The following is a 24,955-nucleotide window of genomic DNA, read 5'->3' as shown; positions in this document are numbered from 1 at the left end:
AAAATATTAAATGCGGAACCTGAGTTTCATTGAAAATATAAAAATTCATCAGTGAATATAGTTAGAAATTTAAGTAATTAAATATATGAAAATATAATATTATAATTAATGATTGTGAAAATATAAAAAATGCTGATTTTCTCATAATGGCGTAATTTAGCTGAAATTCGTAAAAAAATTGTATATTCTATTTATCAAGGGCTCTGTTGCCATTACATTAAATATAATATTGATTATACTTATAATTTAATATTAAATATTTATTATTTCCAGATCCTTTTCTGCTGCCACATTCTTAATCTTGGCATATCCGTCAGACTTTGTACCCTTTTTATCCACAATAAATCCTTTGCATTTAGGTGTTTTCTCAACAGCCATTTCTACTTCCCTTTCAGTGATCTCTTCAAGTCTGTACTTTGATATTATATGGCCTATGTTTACCCTGTTATCCACAACATATGAAGAAAATTTTGGAGCATAATGGCCACCCCCTGCTGCCACATAGTTATTGTAGTTATGGGTCTCAAACTGTGTAACACCCCCATAAAGGATGGCCAGTGCCTCCGGATCATGCCAGTTTTCCGGTTCAGTCCCGATTTCCGCAAAAATTATGGGTCTCTGAGTCAATGGGCCATGATGGGTTGCCTCAAAGGTTACCTGATATTTTTCCCCCTTGTACAATTCTATCATCTTTCTTAACATAGCAGTCTGAATTTCAGGAGAAGATGGGCATATTTCACCTTCCCTGCCCCCAAGGTCAGCTCTGCTAAAATTTCCAACAGGATGAACAGTCAGTGAATTAACTTTTTTTTCAGAGGAATGCCTGCTCAGGAATACAATGATGTCATATTTTGGATCAACTATACTTTCAGTGTCTGCAAGTAAGGGTAGTCTTCCATCCACAAGATAATATCTCTCCTTCTGAGTGTCCCTGGAAAGGAAATAGTTGTATATGGTATAACTGGCATCGTCACTCTTTGTTCCTATAAATGCGATTTTTTCTTTCATAACTGTTTCTCCACCAGATTGTGATAAAGATGTTCAATATGAATTCTTAAGCTTTCCAGACCGTCAATATAGGTATCAATACATTCAGATTTCATATCCTTTGTAAGGTTTTTGTCCTCTTCAACCTCATTCATCAGTTTTCCTGATACATATAGCAAAACACTCTGTAAACTCTCAGGATCCGGATCCTTAACTTTCCTGAAGAGAGAGATTCCAAGGTCCTCCTTTTTTGGTAGAATAACAGAGGTGCCTCTCTTTTCAAGGCATGAGGAGTATTTTTCCATAGCTGAAATTATCTCATCAACTATCATTGAGATATTTGCATGATTGGTTTTTTTGCCAAGCTGGCTAAAATCCTTTCTGAGATTTGTATTTCTCTTCTTCATTTCCCTTATAATTACCTCTTCCTGATCTGGCATACTATCACATTGAACCCATATAGGGAAAGTGTTTTAAAAAGTTTTAAATTAGCTTCCTATGGATTTCGATGTGGAACAGATGGAGACAAAATGGCAAAAGGCATGGGAGAAGGAACGGGACCACATTAAGTTTGAAAATGAAGGAAAAGGAAGGATATTTTCCATAGACACTCCGCCGCCAACTGTCTCTGGTTCACTGCACATGGGCCATGCCTATTCATATCCACATCAGGACATAATTGCCAGATATAAGAGAATGAGAGGTTTCAGAGTTTTTTATCCTTTTGGTTTTGATAATAATGGTCTGGCCACAGAGAGATTCGTGGAAAAAGAACTGAAGATAAACACATACAAAATGGAATTAAATGAAGTAATAGAAGCATGCACAAGAGTATCTGGTGAGGCAATTGAAAAAATGAGGGCTTTCTTCAGCAGAGTGGGAATGAGCGCGGATCTGGATAATGCCTATAATACCTATTCCAGGGAATCCTGGAAAATTGCACAGACTATGTTCTTGGACCTGTATAATTCGGGAAGGGCCTACAGGGAATACGGAATGACTGTAAAATGCACAACCTGCAGAACAGCAATATCCCAGATTGAAATGGAAGATTCCCAGAGAGAGACCGATTTTGTATATCTGAGATTTAAGTCAGAGGACAACAGGGAGATCATAATAGCAACAACGAGACCGGAAATGCTTTCTGCATGCGTGGCAATTGCAGTAAATCCTGAGGACAAAAGGATTGGGGAGATGCAGGGTGTTAAGTTTAAGATTCCAATATATGGCGGGGAGGTACCGCTCATAAGCGACAAACGAGTCTTAATGGATAAGGGTACTGGAGCTGAAATGATATGTACCTTCGGAGATCAGAACGATTATGAGATCTGGAAAGACCATGATCTGGAATTAAAAGAAATAATAGACGACCGCGGTCACATTCGTGACGGGGGCATTCTGGAAGGAATGAAAATTGATGATGCCAGAAGGAAGATAAAGGAGGTACTGAAAGAGCAAGGCTATGAAGTAAAAAGAGAGAAAATTACACACTCAGTCAATACTCACGAAAGATGCGGAACTCCAATAGAAATAGGCGTGAGCCAGCAATGGTACCTCAAGTATCTGGATCTTAAGGATGAACTGATTGAACAGGGAAGGAAGATTAAATGGTATCCCGAATTCATGAGGGTAAGGTATGAAAACTGGATAGAGGGCCTGAAGTGGGACTGGTGCATATCAAGACAGAGGATTCTGGGAATTCCGATCCCTGTGTTCTACTGTAATTCCTGCAATTCAGTGGTTATTCCTCCAAAGGAAAGATTGCCCATTGATCCAAGGCTTGAAAATGATCTACAATGCAGTAAATGCGGTTCAAAGGATCTAACACCGGAGAGGGATGTTCTCGACACCTGGTTTACATCATCCATATCACCTACTCTTGCAATGAATCATGCAAACCTTAAGGATCACTACCCCATGTCCGCAAGATTCCAGGGTCACGATATAATTACCACCTGGGCTTTCACCACCATATACAGATCATTGATTCATTACAGCAATATACCCTGGAATGAAATCATAATCAGTGGAAATGTTTTTGATTCCAAAGGGGAGAAGATGAGTAAAAGCAAGGGAAATGTTGTATATCCAGAGGAGATAATTGCAAAATACGGGGCAGACGCCACAAGATTCTGGGCAACTTCATCATCCATTTATGAAGATATTAACCTCAGGGATCAGGAACTGGTCAGAGGTAAGAGGACTGTGGTGAAGATATACAACGCAATAAAGCTTGTATCATCCCTTCCGGAAGGCTCAAATGAGAGGAAGTATACACTTCCATTCAACCGTTGGATGAGAGCCGCAGTGGACAGAACAATTGAAAAGGTTCAGATGGCATATGACTCCTTTGAGATCTCAAAAGCAAGACTGGAAATTGACAACCTGTTCTGGCAGAACTTCTGCGACAACTACCTTGAAATGATTAAATATTACTCCCAGAACGGATCAGAAGAACAGAAAGGTGAGATAGGTGCCTGTGCCAGGGAATTCGCATCAGCCATAATGAAGATGTATGCACCTATTGCCCCATTCATAACAGAAGAGGCTTACAGTATGCTTGGAATGAAGGAATCTGTTCACTCTGCAGGATGGCCTGAAGTTGTAGGTGGCTTTGATGAAGACTATAATGAATTCGGCAGAGTTCTTGATGTGATTGAAAAAATAAGAAAGGAGAGGAGCAGATTGAAATCAACAAGGGAGACTTACAGTGGCTTCTCTGTTGAAACCTCCAAAATGCCAGATGATCTTCAAATTAACATAATAAGGAAAACCCTGAGAGAGGATAATATTGTGTTCAGGCAATCTGAAAGTGAAAGAATAGAAGTATTAAAATAAATATTAGCATGGAGATATGGTTTAGAGATGTTTCTTAGGAGTGAAAACGCACTGAAAATTGGCATCATACTTCTGGTTGTGTCAGTGGTAGTTTTCAGTGTTTCCATATTTGGTATTTACAATACAATCAACAGTTTCACTAACCAGGATTCCACAAATTCTTCGCCACTCATATTTTCAATCAACACCTCTGCAGGGGAACCCTTAAGCTATACAGTTGAGGTGAGGAGCAATACGTCCAATAATTTTACCACATACCTCAAATCTCCGAACGGGGAAAAATTTCTCGAAGCAAATTTTACAGGGTCGGGAGTGTCAAAGTCTATGGTGGCCACCCAGAGTGGAGAATGGCATCTTTACGTACTGAACAGAGGCAATAAAAGTTCAAGTATAAGTGTTCATCTTGGTACACTTCCGTACTATCTTGAAGCTGGTGCATACTTGGGTCTTACTGTACTGGTTATTGGCATTATACTGCTCATATACCACTTCGATATGGGAAGAAGGGAGAAAACCAGACAGTCTGAAAAATACAGATAAAATTTATCACAATCAGAGGAGAAATAATTTAAATTCACTTATAGATATTTTGAAAATAACTGGGATGATGAAAAATAATTTGATGTTCATTGAAATATTGATTTTGCCACATTCTGATATATTTTTCTGATTTCCCTGACCCTTTTCATAGTCTTCTCATACTTTGCCATTTCAGGGGCACTACCAATCTCTTCAAGAATATGGTCATCTTCCAGTGTTGTGAATGGCAGTGTATTCTCAACAGTTCTGGTCGTGGTTCTGGATGCTTCGAATACGGATTCCAACTTTCCCATTATCCCATTGAAACTTTTGTTGAAAAATTCCCTGTGATATATATTTGTGCCAAGACTCAGGAAATAGGATGGAAGATCCTGCTTCTTTATTCCCCCCTTCATCACGAATTCAAATCCAATTTCCAGTTCCTCTCTCCTTTTCAGAGAACCCAGGGCTGCGATAAGTTTCACTCTGTCTTCGTCATTCTTTGCCTTTTCCATTATTTCAATTATCTTTTCTGCCTTGCCATCCTCTGCTGCATAGGCCCTTCCTATCATGGCTCTCGCTTCAGGTTCTTCATCAAGGAATCTCTCAAATTTTGAGGCCAGCTCCCTTCTATAGCCTTCTCCAGCCCTGGAATATAGTGCCAGCATTCCATTATAGGCTATTTTTACGTTTGGATCTTCCGGATCTTCACTCTTCATGTTTCTGTGTTTCTGGTAGAAATCCTCAATTCTATTTCCTATTATATTTCCTCCTCTTGACAGTGTGAAAAGAAGATCAAGTTCCCTGGATATTTCCCTTATTACCAGTGGTTCCTCCCTGTCCCATAGGGATCCCATTCTCTCGTCATACTGAACAAAATCAATATGCCCGGCGGAAAACATTGCAAAGTTGTCAGAAAGGAAATTGTATGCCTCAAACTCGTTCATCATTTTTGAGTTTGCCAACACATGATTGGAAAGTTCCCCTGAAAGGAATACCCGATAGAAGCCGGCAGAGTTGCCATTGAATGATACGATATCCCTTGCATCAATCTCCTCTTCTCCCTTTTCCAGAAGAATGCTTTCATATTGGTTCTTTCGTTTAATAACCATTGGAACTGGCCATATATTTTGGAAGTCAATCTTTCCGGTTCCGTAAAACCTCCCCTGTTTCAGTCTCACCTTGTCCCCGGAAAGCTGGGCTTGAATGATTGGATAACCCTCTTTCCTTATCCATGCCTCCATTATTTTGGAAACTTCCATTCCCGATTCTTCCTCAAGGCTTTTCCATAGATCTTTTCCTTCTGCGTTGGAATACTTGAACCTGTTCAAGTATGATACGATTCCCTTCCTGAAGTTCTCCTCTCCCATGTATGTCTCTATCATCCTCAGTATGCTTGAACCTTTTCCATAGGATATTTCATCAAATATCTCTGCAATTTCTGAAGGGTCATTTACCTTTTCATCTATTGGATGTGTTAATTCGAATGAATCGTTTTTCAGAGCCCCTTCTGTTCTCAGGAATATTTGATCCCCCACAGGGTTCCATTTTCCTTTGATCTCCTGAATGACCTTATAACTCATGAACGTTGCAAAGCTTTCATTTAACCACAGATCGTTCCACCATTTCATTGTGACAAGATTGCCAAACCACTGATGCGCAAGTTCGTGGGCGATTACCTCGGCCGTGGCCTTGTATGTTGATAAGCTTGTGGATTTGTCTATATTGAGATATATTTCCCTGAAAGTTATGGCACCCCAGTTCTCCATGGCACCAGCTGCAAATTCTGGAACTGAGATTATGTGGACCTTTGGTAATACATAATCTATCTGAAAATAACCATTGAATCTCTTCAAAACTTCAGAGGTTATCTCTATGGGAAAATCTGAGTCTGTGAGATGCCCTCTTGGAGCTGTCAATATAATCTTTGTTCTTCCCGATTCCCCTTCCTTTGTTGAGAAGTTGCCTATTCCCAGATATATGAGATATGTTGACATTCTTGGAGTCTCCACGAATTTAACAATTTTCTTTCCATCGGGCCTCACTTTTTCAGATTCAACAGGCATGTTTGAAATAGCTTCAAGTTCAGAATTTATTATTAGTGTTATATTGAAAATTGCCTTGGAAGAGGGGTTATCCGCACATGGAAAAACTCTTCTGGCACCAGTACTTTCGAACTGGGTTGTAAGAATTGAACCTTCCTTATACTTTGCCTCATAGAGTCCTGAAAGTTTTTCATTAACCTTTCCCTTGTATTTCAAAGTGACTGTTCTTCTTCCCGTACCTGTTTGAATTTCAAGAATCTTCCCATCATTTAGTACCTTGAATTCAGAAGATTTTCCGTCTATTTCCAAACTATTCACTTCTATTTCATCCATATCCAGATACAGTTTTTCTGCTCTGTTTTCAAGATTAATCCTGACCTCTCCTTTGATTGTCTTTTCCCTTTCGTCTATCTCCATTTCCAGATCATAACTTTGAAAATCAGCCTTATTCTCCATCATGCTTATCTCAATAATCACATAATACTAAATTTATTTGGTTTTACCCTTATCTTATTTAAGGGAGACCTATAAGAGACCATAATCTCTCTCTATCTGTTCCACTTCCTCCTCGCTTTCAGCCCCAGAATATTCTTCAAGAAGATTTCCGTTGAGTTCAAAAAATGTATGGCCCCAGTGAAACTTCCCCATTACATATCTGGATAAATCCCTGTATCCTGTAATGAAAAGAGCTGCACACAGGGCTTCTGCTGATGATAATTTCTCCTTCTTTCCATAGTTTACGGGATTGGAAGCAATAAGTATTGGAAGCTTTCTCTCCACATTGCCATGAATCTTATAGAGGAGATCTCCCTTCTTCCAGGAGCCTTCTATAATAAGAATTCCCCTTTCAACAACAGTATTATCCCTGTGGAGTATAACATTTTTCGCATCAGCTCTGAGAATCATATATCTGTTCATATTTCTTGTGGAAACTTCAACAGAAATTCCCAAATCTCGCAGCTTTCGCATTGTGGATTTTTTAGGATCGTCCTGTTTTAGATCTATGTAGGCAATTCTGGGAATCTGAGGCATTTCAAATCATTATCTCCACAGTAAATTTAAAGTTTGGATAATTCAGTCATAAAATTCCAGAACTTTTGGATCAGATGGGTCACCGCCTATGAATGCACCTGAATGCTCTGTGTCGTGGGAGAAGATTACAAGCAATTTCTCATCAATGGCCTTTCTGAGAAGATCCTTCTTAATCTGCAATGTGCTGAGGGGCATGGAATCGATGGCAGTGATCCTTGACGGCTTCAGGTGAAAGGATGATGGTATAATATCTCCCGCGTAAAGTATTCTGGTGGAGTGGTTTCTGTATATTATGGCCTGATGCCCGGTCGTGTGCCCGGATGTTCTTATGATACTGAAATTTCCAATATCCCTGTTGCCAAAGAGTGGTATTATGTTTGCAGAATTGTAGAATGTGTCCCATGGAAGGTAACTGCCCCTGGATAACTCGTTAGGATATTTCATATTGCCAATTTCTGTGTTTGCCACATAGATTGGTGCATCCTTAAAATCCCTGAATGTATGCCCCATGTGATCAAAATGGAGATGAGACTGGAATATCCCGTGAATTTTTTCTATGCCCCTCGATCTTAATTCAAGCATAAGGTCTTGATCCTTTCTGCATTGAAACCATTTCACAGTATTTTCATCAGGTTCGCTTCCCAGACCACCATCTATGAGGTATACTCTCCCCTCTTCTTCTATTACAGGAATGTTGGTCCTCAGTTCAACCCTGTACTGTTCGTTCAGTGAAAAATGCCTTGACCATACATTCCTTGGAGTTATTCCAAAATAGGCACCAGGATCAAGGGTAAAGTGCCCATCCTTGGCCACAAAAAAATTCTCTTCCTGAGTCATATAATGGTATAGAATGGGGATACAATTATTATTTTTGTGATTTTTTATAGTTTCTGCCCTTAAGTTTCTTCTCAAACACAAATATGTATTCATGTTTAAAGACGAAGAAATTACCAACAAGGGCCCTGTACCTCCACAGTTCTTCCTGGTTGTTTTTTCCCTTTGTTTTTTCAAAGTTTTTCACAATTATTGATTTCAGACTGAAACCACAATCAAGCATTTCCTTCATTGAATAAAAACCAAGGGGTATGATCTGCCCATTATCATACTTGTCCCCGATGACAAGTATGGCCATCCTTCCCTTCTGCAACACCCTGAAGACCTTTTCTCCTACGATTCTTATTTTTGAAAGAAAATCTTCCAGTGCAGGTGCATTGGAAAGATCACCTTCCTCTTCGGAAAATCTTATTATATCCCAATAGGGAGGATGAATGAATGCGATCTGGAACTCCTTAATACCAATTTTTTCCATAAGCTCTTCATAGTCTATTTTTGTTGAATCTCCCTGAATTATTTCAGTAATCACTCCAGCAGGATTTTCCTGTTTTTTTATATTATTTTCTGCCATTTCCACTGCTCTTTTTGATAACTCTATGCCCACACCATTCCTCCCCTTTCTTCTGCACTCTATAAGTGTGGTTCCGCCGCCAAGAAAGGTATCCAGAACCCACTCTCCTTTCCTGGTATATCTTTCAATCATCTGTGCGGGTATCTGAGGAATGAAATTACCCCAGTATTCAGCGTTGTGAGACCCCGATCTCTCCCTCTTTTCCATTATCCAGAGGCTGTCTGTGATTATGTGATCATATTCACGCCATCTGTTAAGGTCTATATCGTTAATTTTTCCCTTTCTTACCTCCGTGAGAGATTTGATGGCCCTTGATGCATAGTGGGAAGCCCTTTCCTGGGATTGAGATTCAACTATTTTCCTCAAATCAGATATGATATAATAGTGATCAGAAGACTCACTTTCCCCTTCCATTTCTCTTAAAATTGAATTTGCCATCTCTCTTGAATTTTCTATATTGCCGGATTCTCTGATGGAAATCAGATGGTCTATTATATTATTTTTATCCATTTAATTGGAGTAAATAAAAAAAATATATTAAGGTGGTTGTCCCATTATTCTCAGAATACGGGAATCTTTTCGTCCACAAACATCTGGGTAAGATCAAATATGTGCTCCAGGTGGTTGTCTGCTATTGCCCTTATGTTTTTCTTATGCTTCGATTCATCCACATTATCTGCATATATTACCTGTATGTCTGCAACGTGCGGATTGTCTATGCTTCTTCCGATCTGTGAAACTATTCTTACATAGACCTCGAGAACGTCATTTCCCTCTTCCTTCACGATGTTATCTGCTATCCTGTTTGAAAGAACATTGTAAAGCTTACCAACATGTGTAACAGGGTTCTTTCCGGCTGCTGCCTCCATACTCATAGGCTTATAGGGCGTTATTATTCCGTTAACTCTGTTTCCCCTTCCCACTGATCCGTCGTCTCCGTTTTCCATTGAGAGACCTGTCACGGTGAGATAGTGGCTTGTTATTTTATCTCCATCCTTATCTGCTGTGTTTATGAATATCTTCACGTTCTCATCTGTGACCTTTTTGGCATGATCTTCAAGCAGGTTTTGAAGTTCTTCCTTAACAGAGAAATATTCAGAACTGTCCTTTACGTATTTATCTACATATGCCGCTGCCACTGTAAGGTTTATGACCTTGTCCTGTCTGTATCCCATCACCTTAATATCGTACCCAATTGCAGGCAGTTTGGATTTAAGTTCTCCATTTATATATTTTTCAGTTTCCTTTACCAACCTTTCTGTGTCAGTGAACGGTGCAAAGCCAACACCAAAGGATGTATCATTTGCCCTGTGCTTTGAAGTATCATAAACATCCCTGAGATCCACAGAACCATGACCAATCCTTGAGTCTATCATTACGTCCCCTTCAAGATCGAGATGCTTGAACTGCCTCTCAAGATATCTTTTTGCCGCCTTTACTGCTACCGATTTTACTGGCAGCCTCTCATTATTAACAGTGGTGGTCGCCCTTCCACTTAGTAATATGTAAACTGGATCTAGAACGCTTCCTCCTCCAAATTTTGGTGAGGACTGCCCTCCCACAACCTCTACCTGATCCGTGTTGTGGTGGAGTATCTTTCCAAATTCCTTAATGTAATATTTGCTCAGTTCTCTGCTTACAGCCTCTGCAATTCCGTCCGAGACGCTGTCTGGATGTCCAATTCCCTTTCTCTCTACAAGTTCCACTTCTCTTTTGTATGTCGGCACCTGCTTGATTGATTCAATTGCTATGTTTCTTTCCATTTATAATTCCTCTTTTGGAGGCAAGAATTCTTTTTTATAAAATGTTTTGTTAATTTAAAGAATAAATTACTTTACAAAATGAATAATTACTTCCAGTAATAATAAATATATTATGAAAAGAATCATTGCTGATACATGAATATATTAGTCAGCGTTACCAATAAGGAAGGTATTGTGGAATTTTTTAGAAATTCCGGAAAGAACAATGTGATATACGCATCCTCGGGAACCTGTAATTTTTTAAAAAGTAAGGGAATAGAAGCCATCGATATATCTTCTCTAACAGGATTTACAAATCTCCTTGATGGAAGGGTTAAGACGCTTCATCCTGCAATCTTTTCTGGAATTCTGGCAAGAGATTCTCAGAAAGACGTTGATGAGGTAAAGAGTTTAAATTACCCTCTTTTCGATCTTGTAATATGCAATCTGTACGATTTTGCCGGTAACAGGGACAAGAACATGGATGTAATGGTTGAAAATATTGACATCGGTGGAGTCTCCCTAATAAGAGCGGCGGCAAAAAACTGGGAAAGGGTTGCCATATTAACAGACATAAAGGACTATTCAGAAGTTGCATCACAAATAGCTTCCAAAGGATCAGTATCCTATGAAACAAGGAAATATCTTGCAATCAAGGCTTTTAAACTTACAGCCTCCTATGACAGCATGATATGGGAAACCCTTTCAGGGGAATCTTCAGAACAGGTTTCAGATGATATGATCGTACTTAAGAACAGGAAAAGACTCAGATATGGCGAAAACCCAGATCAAACTGGGTATATCTATGAAATTCCGGAATTTGGAAGACTGGAAATATTCCACGGGAAAGAGATGTCCTACAATAATTACATGGATGCTTCATCTGCAATAGAAACAGCACTTGAATTTGAAGAGCCTTTTGCCGTTGTTATAAAACACAATACACCCTGCGGGGCGGCAATTGGAAAGGATCATGGGGAGGCACTTGAGAAGGCAATAGATGCTGACAGGGAGAGTGCCTACGGCTCCGTAATATGCATAAACGGAACAATTGATGAAAATGTTGCTTCAAAAGTCAAGGATCTTTTCGTTGAAGTCCTGATAGGAAGAGAATTTACTGAAGAGGCAAAGAACATACTTGGTAAGAAGAAAAACCTGAGGATGGCAGTTTTTTCCGGAAAGGGTCCTGAGAACAAAATAAGAACCATTTTTAATGGTTATCTTGAACAGAATGTAATACCTGCAGCCCCTGAGAAACTGGAAAGGGTGTATGAAAAGGAAAAATTCAGTGAAAGAGACCTCGTCTTTGCGTGGAAGATTGTGGCTCACTGCAGAAGTAATGCCATAGTCCTTGCCAAAGACGGTGTGACAACTGGAATAGGAGCGGGACAGACGTCAAGGGTTCAGGCAGCAAAGATCGCCGTAGAGAGGGCGGGTGCAAAATCAAAGGGTTCAATAATGGCCTCTGATGCATATCTTCCTTTCAGCGATAATGTGGATGTCGCAGCTCATGCAGGCATAGGAGCAATAATTCAGCCAGGCGGATCAATAAGGGATCAGGATGTCATAGAGGCCTGCAGGAAAAATGAAATTTCGCTCTACTTCACAGGAAAGAGAGTCTTTCTACATTAATTTTTTAAACTTTGAGAATCGGTTTTGAAATCAATTGATTCCTGAGACTTGAAATGTTTCATAAATGTTATATATGTTAGTATAATACTAATGATATATGGATTTACCTAACACTCAAAGAAAACTTGAAGAGGAATATACTAACCGACTCAAACGAGGGCAGGTAGGGGTTTGGGGGGCTATTGCCGAGGAGATCTCTGCAATGGCACCTGCCTGCGACTCGGTTGCCTTTGTAGTCTCCTCTGCAGCCTTTGCATTGATTCTGACTCCACTTGCGTTTATACTTGCAACAATGACAATGTTTCTCGAGGTTAACACTCTCTACCATCTCTCAAAGAGGCATGCAAGCGCTGGTGGATATTATGGATATATAGCGAATGCTTATGGACCGGTGCCTGCGGTAACTGCGGGTTTAATGTACCCGATGTATCAGATTGTAAGCACGGCGGCCATTCCTGTCTTTGTTGCAGGAGTTTTTCTCCCTGGAGTTGTCAAATACTTTTCTGGCACTCTTCTTCCCAGCTGGATCTGGATTCCTTTCATACTTGCTTTCATAATAGTGCCCATCTCCATAGCAGTGATTGGGATAAGGCCCCAGATGAAATATATAAAATACGCTTCCTTTTTCGAGCTCATATTCCTTGCAGCCATATCTGCAATAGAGATCATCAGAGCACCGGATAATACATTAAACGTTTTCAATCCATTCGCATGGCCTCAATACAATTCACTCTTTGCACCCAACGGTGGTGTTTTTGCCGGTCTTGGTCTTGGAATGGTGTTTGGATTGACCAGCTTTATTGGCTATGGGGGTTCAGCGCCCCTTGGGGAGGAGGTGAATAATCCCAACGACATAACCAGGTCGCTCACAATCGGCCTTCTTTTGGTTGGTCTTGTCCTTACTGAGGTTGCATATGCTCAGATTGTTGGATGGGGGACAAGCGTTCCCCTGATGAATGCTTTTCTGAATCAGTCCATTCCAGGGGTCATCATTGCAGTGACGTATACAGGTGTTCTTGGAGGGGTTCTTTTCACCCTTGTCGCCTTCAACTCTGCCTTTTCAGACTCAGTTGCAATGCAGGCAAACGCAGGAAGGGTCTATTTTGCAATGGGTAGAGACGGCATAATTCCCTCCTTCTTTGCAAAAATTCATAAAAAATATACCACTCCTGCAAACGCACTCTGGTTTGTTGCTCTCATGGCCTCTTTTATGGCCCTCGTTTCCACATTTCTCATCACAATTGGACTTGGAGTTCCCATAACTGCTTTGCTTTTCGACAGGGCCACGAATCCTGATGTTGTGACTGCCCTTGAGGCTTCTTTTGACTTTCTTACCACTATGGCTCTTGCAGGCCTCATAATTACCCATGTTCTTCTGAATACAGGAGTTATAACACTCTTCAGACGTTTAAGGGAAAGACATACAGGAATACTGGATAAAATAAAGCATGATATAGGACATTATATATTTCCAAGTGTTGCAACAGTCATATTCATTTTCGTTCTTTACGAGAGCGTAGCAGGGTTTGTGTATCCAATAGCTGAGGCAATAATCGTGGTTGCTGCATACACCATATTCAGTCTTGCATATGCACTGAGAATGAAAAAAATAAGACCAGATTTAATGGCAAAGGCAGGAAAATCTGTAAATCTTGTTGATGAGGAACATTTCCATGCAGAAAAGTACCATTCATAGGGATCAACCACCTCTGCTTGAAATTAATGACCTGAGCTGCGGATACTTAACCAGGGATAAATACATAGAGGTTGTGAATGGAATAAACTTTCGCCTGAACAGAGGAGAAATAAATGGGATAATTGGAGAAATAGGTTCTGGTAAAACAACTCTGATTCGTGCTATAGAAGGGAAAATATTCAGGAGTCACGGCGATATTTTATTTAATGGTGAAAGTATTTTTTCTAAGAATAATTTTTTCAGGTTTAGAAAAGGGAGGGTTGTTGTCAGGCAGGATTCTATGAATGCTTTAAGACCAAGATATTCCGTGGAATTTCAAATCAGAAAGCTTTTCAAAGGCGGGAAATACAGAATTGAAGATGTTAAAAGAGCCTTTGATTATCTGAACCTCAGTATGGATGTTCTGAAAATGCTTCCGGTTCAGTTAAGTGATGGTACGAGACACAGGGTTCTCATAGCAATGGCTACCCTAGTCAGGCCCGAAATACTCATAGTTGATGAGCCCACAGCAGGACTTGATACCATGGCCATAAAGGGCATGCTTCAACTTTTCAGGGAGATAAGTGATACCACATCCATTATTATGATAAGTAGCGACATAATACCAGTTTTTCAATTGTGCGATAGAATCTACGTTATGAATAGAGGATATGTGATTGAGGATGGAAAATGGAGTGATCTGCTTGAAAGGCCTCATCATCCCTATGTAAAGGATCTGATTGATTCAGTTCCATCCTTGAAGAACAGAAATAAGTATAATGAAGAAAATTACAATGGTGTTGTGAATGGGTGTGTATACTCCGACAGATGCAGATATGTAAGTGAGAAGTGCAGAGTAAATATACCATATTTATTTGATGGAGACCATGGATACAGATGCATAAGATATCCGGAGTGGCAAAGTGATTGAACTTAAGGATGTTACAAAATTTTACACAATCAAAAAGGGTTTTGGAAAAGAAGAGAGGATCTATGCAGTAAATAACATCAGTGAAAAATTTAACGATGGTAAAATATACGCCGTCTTTGGAAACTCAGGTTCTGGAAAAACAACCCTGGCCTCCATAATATCAGGCTACATTGCACAGGATAGTGGTCATGTATATTACGACGGGGAGCCTCTGAAAGGCCATAAGACAGTAAGGATTGTATTTCAGGATCCCTATGCATCACTTAACAGCGCGAAGGATGTGAAATGGCATATTGAGACAACTGCCCAGATCAATGGACTTGTGGAGGATAAAATCTGGGAAACCTATGAATATCTTGGATTTCCAAGGAAGAAATATGAGAACAGGCTTGTATGGACACTATCGGGTGGTGAACTTCAGGTGCTTTCCTTTATCATTGCCTTTGCCCAGCACCCCCAGTCCATTGTATTGGATGAACCTTTTTCATATCTGGATACCATGACCATGAATAGGGTCATGAAGCTTATAAGAAGTACAAGAGAGCAGATTCTATATATCTATATGGATAACGACATGAACAGGTGTGTATATTTATCAGATTATCTGATCATAATGCACAATGGGGAAGTGGTTGAGCAGGGAGAAACTGATAAAATCATAACAAATCCTGAGAACAATTTCACAAAGTTAATCCTGAATAATATTCCTGAAATAAATAAAAGAATTTGAGGTGATCTTTTGTAAAATCATAAATGGGACTAAAAGTGTGCAAGCAGGAGTGCTAAACCGAAACCAATCAGAACTCCAGTATTTAAAAAAGGCAATCCAGGAGCTGGTCTTTTGATAAAACTAAACAGGATGAACATGGCAACTATTCCTCCAACAAGTGGTAAGAGATAGAAAGGATAAAACAGTGAACCACCATAGAGGAATGAAGATATTACCATCACGTTTGGTATTGCAATATCCCCAAATCCTATGAGAATGGCGCCTCGTTCCTCACTTGGTGTATCTATATCAATATCTTTTGTCTGAAACCCTCTGGAATCTGGTACTACAAAAAAGAGGGGCATCTCTGATCCCGTTGATGCCCTTGCAATATCCAGCATGTGTTTTGTCTTGTAAACAGCTATATAATCATAGACAGCGAATACGAGCATGAGGGCAACTGCAGAGTACACACCAAGATCCACACCCCAAATGGCAGCCAAACCTGCTGATGTCAGGATACCCACTATGTTTACCACGATCCAGTTCTGCCTGAAAATGAGAAAGTAAAGGACAACAATGGGTGTCCCATATGTGAGTACATAATATTCATCGTATGTTATTGGAAGGAGAGCGTAAAGAAGTGATCCAACTACGAATATTACAAACGCGATGGATATGGCAAACACATACTTCAAAATACCAAGTTTTTTCTTTCTGGCCACGTATATTATGATCACAGACATCACTATTACTGCAATAATGAAATAAACGACGTAACCTACGCCTGCCCCGGGGTTACCTGTCGGATTTGTTGGTGTTATTTCTTCAAGCTCCAGTGCCATTACCACTGCAATTAAGGATGAGATTATGAAAAGTATGGCAGTACCTGTCTCAGACACTAGTTTTTTTTGCAACCTTCTTCCCTCCTGTTCCTTTTCTGGTTGTTGTCTTTTTCTTCACTACCCTTTTCTTTGTTTGTTCTGCCTTTCCTTCATTATCCTCTTTCTTCTTATTTTTTTCATTGAATTCGCAATTTATCTTTGGACAGAACTCCTTTGAATATTTTCCATTTTCCACAATAAGTATGGGTGCTCCGCAGAATTGGCATGTTTTACCACTCTGCCTTATCTCTCCCTTCTGTGGGAGTGGATATGTTTGCTTGCATTTTGGAAAGTTTGAACATCCAAGAAATCTCTTTCCGTATCTCGATTGCCTTATTATTAGATCTCCTCCGTCTGCAGGGCATTTTCCTGCAGATCTTTTATTCGAATTGTACTCGCATTGGGGATTTATGCAAATTATTTCTGGGGATTGCCCTCTCCTGATTACAGTAACGAGGGGGAGACCACATACAGGACATTTGGATTCTGACTCTTTTATTAGACCCCTTAACTTATGATAGTAGTCAATCTTACATCCCTCAGTTTCACACCTGAATCTTATACTGTCCCTTATTTTGACAGCCTGAATTGGGGTTCCGTGTTCAGGGCACACGGCAATCTGTGTACCTGTTTCAAGTGCATTTCTTATTATTTTTGATATTTCATCCTTGTTCTTTTCCAGATCCATGAGAACGTTCCTTAACATGTTTCTGGATATTTCAACTACCTGATCCCTGGTTTTTTCTCCAGCAGCGATGTTGTCCATGAATGTTTCCAGCTCAGCTGTCATTTGAGATTCTGCGATCTTTGAATCGACGCTCATAACCCCTTCAATAAGGGCCTTTCCAAGTGCAGTCGGTTTTACAGGGTTTCCCTCAATGAAACCTCTACTCTGAAGTTTTTCTATTATGTCATGTCTTGTACTCTTGGTCCCAAGATTTAACCGTTCCATCTCCTTTATCAGAGAAGCCATATCGTATCTGGCTGGAGGTTTTGTTTCGCCCTCTTCTATTCTCCAATCCTTTGCCTCCACGTCCTCTCCCACAACAAGATCCGGATGAAATACGTCGTTGGCCTTTCTGTAAGTATATATTTCTAGCCATCCTGGATCTGTAACTATTGAGCCATGAGTTTTAAAATTTTCACCATTTATTTCTATAACTGATTCCCTTACATCTCTTTTCCCTTCTCTATATAGAGTTGCAAGAAAACGCCTTGCTATGAGCTCATAAATCTTCCATTCATCATTTCTCAGATCTTTCTTTAACACAAGCTCAGTAGGATATATGGGAGGGTGATCTGTTGCCTCCATTTTTCCCCTGGACGGATATATATTTTCCTGAGAAAGTACCATTTCCGATTCCCTGGCTAGTTCCCCTTTCTTCAGCTTTTCCACCACAGCCTTCAGATTAATACTCTTCTGATATACCGTGTTGTCCGTCCTTGGATAGCTTATATATCCTCTCACATAGAGTGATTCTGCAATCTTCATAGCCCTTCCAGGCATTATTCCTATCCTTGAGGCTTCTCTCATAAATTCCGTTGTATTAAAGGGAGATGGTTTGTATATTCTCTCCTCCTTCTTCTCAAAGTACAGGACTCTACCATTATGCCCTTTTATTTTCTCAAAGATTTTCTCTATTTTTTCCCTGTCGAATATTCTTCCCTCTTCGTTCGTTCCTGTAAAAATATGATCTTTGAAAAAATCAACCTTAATTTCCCAGTATTTTTCTGGAATGAATTTTTCTATCTCCTCTTCTCTTTTTACAATAATTGCAAGCGTTGGTGTCTGAACTCTTCCTATTGATAGAAAATTTTTACCCAGACGTTTTGTTATAAGTGAAAAAAACCTTGTGAGAACGGCTCCCCAGTAAAGGTCGATCTCCTCCCTTGCACCGGCCGAATTGGCCAGTCTGTAATCAACATCTATGAAATTACTGAAAGCTTCCCTGATTTCCCTTCCAGTCAGAGCACTGAATTTTGCACGGTATATTCTTCCGTTGAATTTTGCCTTATTCTTTATAATATCCAGAGCTTCTGTTCCTATGAGTTCTCCTTCCCTATCATAATCCGTTGCTACAATGACACTGTCCACTCTTGAGGCGATCTCTGTTAGACTTTCGTGGGCGGTCTTGTTTTTTACGTTGTGAATGAGGCTTGAATCTATTAAATCCTGCAGAGTTTCCATCTTCCAATCCTTTAAATTTTTGGGAAAATCAAGTTCTACAATGTGGCCACTCAGAGGGACGAGGAAGAATCCGTTTTGCTCATCATCATATTCGATGAAGTTGAGTCCTTTTGATCGTTTTTGTTTGGACTTTCCGTCAGATAAAAAGTATGCTATCCTTCTTCCAGCATCTGCCTTTTCTGATATTATCAATGTGCGTGACAAACGTATCCTTATTCATTTTTGTGTTATATAACTATTCCTGTTCTCCTTTCTTATTTTCATTATACATCAATTCCACACAGGAATATTTCAATATAAGATCAACAATTTACCCTTTTTCCAATAAATAACCAAACTTTTTAAAGGTTGATAATAATATGTGACCTATGTCAGGAAAAATAAAGAGTATTGATATATACAATGTAAGTGAAAAAACATCGGAAAAATCATCTCCATGGAGTTCGACGATGCTTATAGTTAAGATTACCACAGACGACGGAATGGTAGGGTATGGAGAGGCCCCAACAACCCTGATGACTCTTCCAGTGTTAGAGAGCATAAAGGAGGTTATGAGAGTCTTTGTTGGAAAAAATGTAAGGGATATAACTGCAAATGTGCTTGAATTTTACAAGCATTCATTCTATCTTTCGAGGTCTATGGAGGCCACTTCAGCTCTGAGTGCTGTGGAAATAGCCTCATGGGATATTGTAGGAAAATATGCAGGAGAGCCAATATACAATCTTCTTGGTGGCAAAGTGAGGAACAGTATCAGGGCATACAGTAATGGCTGGTATTCCGATTGTGTAACCCCTGATGATTTTATAAATAAGGCAAAGGACATTCATAAAAAGGGTTTTACAGCTGTTAAATTTGACCCGTTTGGAAACAACTATGACAAGATAGATAGAAAGGGTATTGACAATGCGGAGGCAATAGTAAGAGGCTTAAGGGATGAGTTTGACTTTGATCTGGACCTTCTGATCGAATTTCATGGAAGATACTCCTTTGAAGCTGCAAGACGAATCGTCCAAAGGCTGGATCCCTATGAATGCCTGTTTTTCGAGGAACCACTCCACCCGGAGCTTGAAATGAGACTCCCGGAACTGAGAAGCCTTGTACAGACCCCCATTGCCTTGGGCGAACGAATACTTAATGCAAGAGATTTTATGAGACATATCGTGGAGGGAAAAGTGGATATTATTCAGGCTGATCTTACCAATACAAGAGGAATTATGGAATCATTCAAAGTCGCAGCAATTGCAGATTCATGGGGTGTTGCAATGGCATACCATAACGCCTTTGGACCAGTTCAAACCACTGCAACCCTTAACCTTGATTCTACAATCAATAACTTCCTGATACAGGAAAGTTTTGAGGCGTCCTGGCCTGACTGGAAGAGAAAATTAGTTAAGGGATATGAAATTGAGGGTGGTTATTTCAAACTTTCAGGCAAACCTGGACTTGGGATTGAGATGGATGAGAAATCCTTAAATGATCACAGAGTGGAAGGAATGGAGCCATTTGATCCTGAGTCTCCGCCGTGGGTTGTTTCTGGAACATATGTAGGTGAAGGAACCGATGGAAAAGAGTGATGTTGATATCAGGATTGAAGAACTCAAGAAATTGAAGGACGAATTGGATAAGGCCATAAAGGATGCAGAAACAAGAAAAAAAGAGGTTGAAGTATATTTAAAAGGCCTTTCAGAAATTGCCAAGGCCGCTTCAGAAAAAGAGAAGGGAATTGCGGCAGCAAAGGCACTATCAGAGGCAGCGAACGTATCAGGTCCAGGAGACATTAAAAAAATAGACATTTCCAAGAAAATAATGACTGGAGTGACAAAGGTTGACGATCTTTTGCTCGGTGGTGTCCCCATAACATCAAACGTTGTCCTTTTTGGAGCACCATTTTCTGCAAAGGAGACTCTGGCCTATAATTTTGTGGCAAGGTCTTTCAAAGAAAATATACCAATTGTAATAGTGTCTGCGGATAGAGATTTAAGGCAGATTAAGGCTGAAATTGCCAGAACAATGGGAAGTGATCTGGCGACAGTTGATTCATACGAAGACAGTGGAATATTAAGATTCATAGATATATATTCCAGATCGATCCAGATACAGTCACCATCAAAAAGCGCAATCGTAATTGACAGCATCACAAACCTATCAGCGCTCTTAAAATCCATGGAAACACTGGAGGCAGAAATTCTTAAAACCTATCCATATTATAGACTTCTTTTCATATCTTTGACAGCCTTCATACCTCAGTTTGAAGAAAAAATATTTATGAGATTCACCCAGCAGTTTACCCAGAAAAGGAGATCAAATCCTAGCGTGAGTATGTATCTTCTGGAAGAGGGTCTTTTTGATCAGAAAATATACGAAACAATCAGCTACATAATGGATGGTACAATTGAATTCAAGATTTCCAATTCAAAACAATATCTGAGGGTGTCTGGTTTAAGCAATGTCAGAACAAGGGAATGGATCGAAGTTTACCCAAGAAATAATACCTTTGATCTCGGTTCCTTCTCCCTTGAGAGAGTAAGGTAAAACCACTCAGACTGCCTGTCAATCATCATTTAATCAGTCAAGGCTGAATTCATCACTGTGGCTTATTTTCAGTAATTAAAAGGCCAAAATAACCTTTTCTGATTCTTTTGTTTTCCATGTTATTAGTTCCAAAAGAAGTTAAAATACATCTTATACATTGAAGACCATGGAAGATCATAGAAACGATGCAATGGAAATCAGGAACCTTGCAAAGAAAAACAATGAAATGTTCAGGGAAAGCATTCCCCTTATAGCTTCGGAAAATGTAATGAGCCCTCTGGCTATGGAAATGCTTCTTACAGATTTTGGCCACAGATATGCAGAAGGGCTTCCCCATCACAGATACTACCAGGGAAATTACTATGTAGATCTAATGGAGGATAAGGTAAATGAACTTGGCAAAAAACTGTTCAACGTTCCTCAGATTGATCCAAGACCGGTATCCGGAACAAACGCAAATATGGCAGTAATTTTTGCTCTTTCAAAACCGGGAGATACAGTAACTGCACCGGATCTTTCAGGTGGAGGTCATATAAGTGCTGCAAAATTTGGTGCTCTGGGATTTAGAGGACTCAACATTGTAAATTATCCTTTCAATGAAGATACTATGTCCATTGATCCTGACGGGGCTGCAAAGGTAATAAAGGAAACAAAGCCAAAACTGGCACTGTTCGGACAGTCTGTTTTTCTGTTTCCAATCCCACTTAAAGATATGGCCGATGCGTTCCAGGAGGTTGGATGTAAGGTATGGTATGACGCTGCACACGTAATAGGACTGATAGCAGGAAAGCAGTTTCAGGATCCGTTACATGAAGGGGCAGATGTAATGAGTGGCTCCACACACAAAACCTTACCTGGACCACAACATGGAATAATTGCAGGAAACACTGATGATGAGACATGGAAGAAGGTACAAAGAGGTGTGTTTCCAGGTGTTTTAAGCAACCATCACCTGAATACCATGGCAGCCCTTGGAGTTACAATGGCTGAAATGCTTGATTTTGGAGAAGAGTATGCAAAAAGAACAATTGAAAATGCACAACAGCTTGGTCAGGAACTCTACTCTCTTGGTGTGGATGTTTTTGGAGAAAATCTTGGATTCACAAAGTCCCATACAATAGTTGCCGATGTTAGAAAATTTGGTGGAGGCAAGAAGGTAGCGGAAAGACTGGAAAGATGTGGAATTATATTGAATAAGAATCTCATACCAGTTGATCATAATAAGAATTCAATGGACCCGAGTGGAATAAGAATAGGAACACAGGAAATTACAAGGATAGGTTTCAGGAAGGATGATATTAAAATTGTGGCAGAACTTATCCATAAGGCCATATCCACTGAAATTTCTGATCAGGAAATTAAGAAGGAAGTGAAGGAATTTAAGAAGAATTTCAATGAAATTAAATACTGCTATGGAAAAATGGTCCCATACGATTATATAGATATTTTCAAATAATATTATAAATAATTAATAAATTTGAAAATATGATTCATCTGACTTTCATGTGAGTTAACAAAGAGACAATAATGAAAATATACCATATAATGAGGTGTTTCCAATAAGAAGCATCAAATCTATGAAAGAACATTACTTATCTGAATTCAAACTCGTTTATTTGGTATTATGCAGATTTATCATGTCAAAAATATATATTTTGTAAACATAAATGATAATTTTAAAGAAAATATAAGTTTAGGAAACAGTTTTTAACTCAAATATAATAGTTGCCTGTGAAAATAGGCATAGTTGGATTTCAAGGGGACGTAGAGGAACATGCGGAAATGATTGAAAAAATTTCAAAAAAAACAGGTCAAAAAATAGAGTTAATTAGAATTAAAAAGAAGGAAGATTTGAAAGGAATTAATGGAATTATAATACCAGGGGGAGAGAGCACAACCATATTCAAACTAATCCAGGAATATAACATATATGAGGAAATAAAGAGAATGGTTATTGAAGATAAGGTTCCATTCATGGGAACGTGCGCTGGACTTATAATAGCATCAAAAAACACAAACGACCCAAGAGTTACGGGAATGGGACTGCTGGATGTTGAAATAGAAAGAAACGGATATGGAAGGCAATCAGATTCATTCATAAAGGAAATAGATGTTAAAGGTATAGGATTGTTCAATGCTGTTTTTATAAGAGCACCAATTATAAGAAGCTATGGTGATGTGGAAGTTCTCGGATATGTTAATGAAAAAGCGGTTATTATTAGAAAGGATAATGTTTTAGGCTTAACATTCCATCCAGAACTTACAGATGATACAAGGATACATGAATTTTTTACAAACATGATAGGGAGAGGGGGGTACATTTCCAGTGGAGCATATGGGATGGGGGTAACGGTATGAGAACTCCCTTATACGATGAACATGTTAAACTAAATGGAAAAATAGTTGATTTTCACGGATGGGACATGCCCCTCTATTATGATTCTATTATAAAGGAGCATAACTTCGTGAGAAATGGGTGTGGAATCTTTGATGTTTCTCATATGGGAGACATATTCATTGAAGGTGAAGGTGCGTTAAAAACATTACAGTATTTGCTCCCAACAGATGTTGAAAAAATAAATAATAATGACTGTGTTTATACTGCATTTCTAAATGAAGAAGGGAATATGATAGATGACACAATAATATACAAATTTAACAATCAAAAATTTCTCTGTGTTCCAAACGCGGCCACTAAGGACATAATTCTTGAACACATATTAAAAAACAATGCGGGAAACGCAAAAATAATAGACCGATCCAGTGAATTGGGTTGCATTGCAGTTCAGGGTCCATTATCTGGTGAGATTATGGAAGAAAATGGATTTTCATTTCCCGATTTTTTCAAATTTTATGAAAAAGATTCCTTTATTATTTCAGGTACAGGATATACTGGTGAAAAAGGGTGTGAAATCATAGCACCTAACAGTGATATTATCAAGATCTGGAGAAATTTAGTAAATTCTCTTAAAAGAAGAAATTTTGGTCCTTGTGGTTTGGGATCCAGGGATACTTTGAGGATGGAAAAAGGAATGCTTCTTTCCGGACAGGATTTTAATTCTGACAGAACACCTTATGAAGCATCTATTTCATTCATTGTAAATTCTGAAAAGGAGTATATAGGAAAGGAGCAATTAATGGAAAAAACGAAACCAGAATTCGTTTTTAGAGGCTTTATTTCCAATGATGAAAAGACAATTCCCAGACATTTATGCAACATAACAAAGGATGAAAAGATTATAGGTACAGTAACAAGCGGTTCAATTTCTCCAACACTAAAAAAAGGAATAGCTCTTGGGTATATTGAAAAGAAATATTCCAAACCTGATAATAATGTTCAGATAATTATTAGAAACTCTCCACATGATTTTAAAGTTTCAAAGGCACGTATGGTTCCATAAGTTCCATCGGAAACATACCCCCCTCCCTCTTTAGTAGAGCTGATTCAAAATGTCTTTTTTCTTCTTTTGTAATACTTCAATCTCTTCCCTGTTTATTCCCTGTATGTCTCTGTTCTGCTTTATCTGGATTAATCTTTCATTAACATAGGCCAGTTCGGCCTGGAGTTTCATTCTCATCTGTCTATCTATTACAGGCATAATGGTTAATTAATAAATATATCAAATATCTTTCTAGAAATAAAGTGAATGGTCTCATAATTTTCATTTTTTGAAAATATTATAATTATAAAATGGGATAGTATCCCGAATTTTGTGTAAGAACAAATGAAAGAACTCCATCAACAATGGATAAATTTCATGAAACATAAAAGGATGCCTCCTAAGAACAACCCAAGGAGGCAATGAATAATGGAAGAGTTTGATAAAAAGATATCG

The 24,955-nt window shown here is 39.0% G+C and carries 21 protein-coding genes; 11 read left to right on the top strand and 10 right to left on the bottom strand.

All coding sequences use genetic code 11. The features are described from left to right. Positions 1-252: 252 nt before the first annotated feature. Together ACNF42_RS04420 and ACNF42_RS04415 are read right to left on the bottom strand one after the other, a co-directional pair. Positions 253-1,008 carry a D-aminoacyl-tRNA deacylase gene (locus ACNF42_RS04420; RefSeq protein ID WP_443339355.1) on the bottom strand — a complete coding sequence of 252 codons (756 nt, stop codon included), beginning with the start codon at positions 1,006-1,008 and terminating at the stop codon, positions 253-255. Continuing rightward, positions 1,005-1,427 (bottom strand): hypothetical protein, encoded by a 423-nt coding sequence (locus tag ACNF42_RS04415; RefSeq protein ID WP_443339353.1) that lies wholly within the window; start codon positions 1,425-1,427, stop codon positions 1,005-1,007. The genes ACNF42_RS04420 and ACNF42_RS04415 overlap by 4 nt, the downstream gene beginning before the upstream one ends. A gap of 58 nt (positions 1,428-1,485) precedes the next feature. Between ACNF42_RS04415 and ACNF42_RS04410 the strand changes: the two genes are divergently transcribed. After that, positions 1,486-3,825: a valine--tRNA ligase gene (locus ACNF42_RS04410; protein WP_443339351.1), complete on the top strand. Its 2,340-nt coding sequence runs from the start codon at positions 1,486-1,488 to the stop codon at positions 3,823-3,825. 27 nt (positions 3,826-3,852) lie between these two features. Further along, a complete protein-coding gene (locus ACNF42_RS04405; RefSeq protein ID WP_443339349.1) occupies positions 3,853-4,365 on the top strand; it encodes a hypothetical protein in 513 nt (170 codons plus the stop codon). Positions 4,366-4,451: 86 nt separating this feature from the next. Here the strand turns inward: ACNF42_RS04405 and ACNF42_RS04400 are convergent, their stop codons facing one another. The 5 genes from ACNF42_RS04400 to ACNF42_RS04380 all read right to left on the bottom strand — a co-directional run bounded on the left by ACNF42_RS04400 (position 4,452) and on the right by ACNF42_RS04380 (position 10,589). Further along, positions 4,452-6,848: a M1 family metallopeptidase gene (locus ACNF42_RS04400; protein ID WP_443339347.1), complete on the bottom strand. Its 2,397-nt coding sequence runs from the start codon at positions 6,846-6,848 to the stop codon at positions 4,452-4,454. Positions 6,849-6,914: 66 nt separating this feature from the next. Next, positions 6,915-7,421 (bottom strand): DUF367 family protein, encoded by a 507-nt coding sequence (locus tag ACNF42_RS04395; RefSeq protein ID WP_443339345.1) that lies wholly within the window; start codon positions 7,419-7,421, stop codon positions 6,915-6,917. Positions 7,422-7,463: 42 nt separating this feature from the next. Next, positions 7,464-8,258 (bottom strand): MBL fold metallo-hydrolase, encoded by a 795-nt coding sequence (locus ACNF42_RS04390; protein ID WP_443339343.1) that lies wholly within the window; start codon positions 8,256-8,258, stop codon positions 7,464-7,466. A gap of 28 nt (positions 8,259-8,286) precedes the next feature. Continuing rightward, the gene (locus tag ACNF42_RS04385; RefSeq protein ID WP_443339341.1) at positions 8,287-9,336 is read right to left on the bottom strand and encodes a TRM11 family SAM-dependent methyltransferase; all 1,050 of its coding nucleotides are present in this window, start codon (positions 9,334-9,336) and stop codon (positions 8,287-8,289) included. 50 nt (positions 9,337-9,386) lie between these two features. Continuing rightward, complete coding sequence (locus ACNF42_RS04380; RefSeq protein ID WP_443339339.1) at positions 9,387-10,589, bottom strand: methionine adenosyltransferase; 1,203 nt, start codon at positions 10,587-10,589, stop codon at positions 9,387-9,389. A gap of 135 nt (positions 10,590-10,724) precedes the next feature. Here ACNF42_RS04380 and purH point away from each other — a divergent pair, with 135 nt between their 5' ends. From purH to ACNF42_RS04360, 4 genes are all read left to right on the top strand, one after another. Further along, positions 10,725-12,200, top strand: a complete 1,476-nt coding sequence (purH, locus tag ACNF42_RS04375; RefSeq protein WP_443339337.1) for a bifunctional phosphoribosylaminoimidazolecarboxamide formyltransferase/IMP cyclohydrolase — start codon at positions 10,725-10,727, stop codon at positions 12,198-12,200. A 97-nt stretch (positions 12,201-12,297) separates the two neighbouring features. Beyond that, on the top strand, positions 12,298-13,896 hold the full coding sequence (locus ACNF42_RS04370; protein ID WP_443339335.1) for an APC family permease: 1,599 nt from the start codon (positions 12,298-12,300) through the stop codon (positions 13,894-13,896). Then, on the top strand, positions 13,874-14,806 hold the full coding sequence (locus tag ACNF42_RS04365; RefSeq protein WP_443339333.1) for an oligopeptide/dipeptide ABC transporter ATP-binding protein: 933 nt from the start codon (positions 13,874-13,876) through the stop codon (positions 14,804-14,806). The genes ACNF42_RS04370 and ACNF42_RS04365 overlap by 23 nt, the downstream gene beginning before the upstream one ends. Further along, on the top strand, positions 14,799-15,536 hold the full coding sequence (locus tag ACNF42_RS04360) for an ATP-binding cassette domain-containing protein (protein ID WP_443339331.1): 738 nt from the start codon (positions 14,799-14,801) through the stop codon (positions 15,534-15,536). Before ACNF42_RS04365 ends, ACNF42_RS04360 begins: the two co-directional genes overlap by 8 nt. 29 nt (positions 15,537-15,565) lie before the next feature. On the opposite strand, the gene ACNF42_RS04355 is transcribed toward ACNF42_RS04360, so the two are convergent. Together ACNF42_RS04355 and ACNF42_RS04350 are read right to left on the bottom strand one after the other, a co-directional pair. Then, the gene (locus ACNF42_RS04355) at positions 15,566-16,432 is read right to left on the bottom strand and encodes a presenilin family intramembrane aspartyl protease PSH (protein ID WP_443339329.1); all 867 of its coding nucleotides are present in this window, start codon (positions 16,430-16,432) and stop codon (positions 15,566-15,568) included. Beyond that, positions 16,410-18,791 carry a DNA topoisomerase I gene (locus ACNF42_RS04350; protein ID WP_443339327.1) on the bottom strand — a complete coding sequence of 794 codons (2,382 nt, stop codon included), beginning with the start codon at positions 18,789-18,791 and terminating at the stop codon, positions 16,410-16,412. Before ACNF42_RS04350 ends, ACNF42_RS04355 begins: the two co-directional genes overlap by 23 nt. A gap of 164 nt (positions 18,792-18,955) precedes the next feature. Between ACNF42_RS04350 and ACNF42_RS04345 the strand changes: the two genes are divergently transcribed. The 5 genes from ACNF42_RS04345 to gcvT all read left to right on the top strand — a co-directional run bounded on the left by ACNF42_RS04345 (position 18,956) and on the right by gcvT (position 24,520). Continuing rightward, entirely contained in the window at positions 18,956-20,161 is a 1,206-nt protein-coding gene (locus ACNF42_RS04345) for an enolase C-terminal domain-like protein (protein WP_443339325.1), read from the top strand. Beyond that, positions 20,148-21,119, top strand: coding sequence for an RAD55 family ATPase (locus ACNF42_RS04340; RefSeq protein ID WP_443339323.1), 972 nt, complete (start codon positions 20,148-20,150; stop codon positions 21,117-21,119). The genes ACNF42_RS04345 and ACNF42_RS04340 overlap by 14 nt, the downstream gene beginning before the upstream one ends. Positions 21,120-21,285: 166 nt before the next feature. Continuing rightward, positions 21,286-22,575, top strand: coding sequence for a serine hydroxymethyltransferase (gene glyA / locus ACNF42_RS04335; protein WP_443339321.1), 1,290 nt, complete (start codon positions 21,286-21,288; stop codon positions 22,573-22,575). A 275-nt stretch (positions 22,576-22,850) separates the two neighbouring features. Continuing rightward, on the top strand, positions 22,851-23,477 hold the full coding sequence (gene pdxT / locus ACNF42_RS04330) for a pyridoxal 5'-phosphate synthase glutaminase subunit PdxT (RefSeq protein ID WP_443339320.1): 627 nt from the start codon (positions 22,851-22,853) through the stop codon (positions 23,475-23,477). Beyond that, a complete protein-coding gene (gene gcvT / locus ACNF42_RS04325; RefSeq protein WP_443339319.1) occupies positions 23,474-24,520 on the top strand; it encodes a glycine cleavage system aminomethyltransferase GcvT in 1,047 nt (348 codons plus the stop codon). Before pdxT ends, gcvT begins: the two co-directional genes overlap by 4 nt. Before the next feature lie 30 nt (positions 24,521-24,550). On the opposite strand, the gene ACNF42_RS04320 is transcribed toward gcvT, so the two are convergent. Further along, the gene (locus ACNF42_RS04320) at positions 24,551-24,718 is read right to left on the bottom strand and encodes a hypothetical protein (RefSeq protein WP_443339317.1); all 168 of its coding nucleotides are present in this window, start codon (positions 24,716-24,718) and stop codon (positions 24,551-24,553) included. Between the last annotated feature and the right edge of the window lie 237 nt (positions 24,719-24,955).

The sequence above is a fragment of the Cuniculiplasma thermophilum genome (assembly GCF_052315355.1).
Classification (GTDB): domain Archaea; phylum Thermoplasmatota; class Thermoplasmata; order Thermoplasmatales; family Thermoplasmataceae; genus Cuniculiplasma.
Note: the sequence above shows the minus strand (reverse complement) of the source record. Positions and strands in the feature narration are given on the sequence as shown.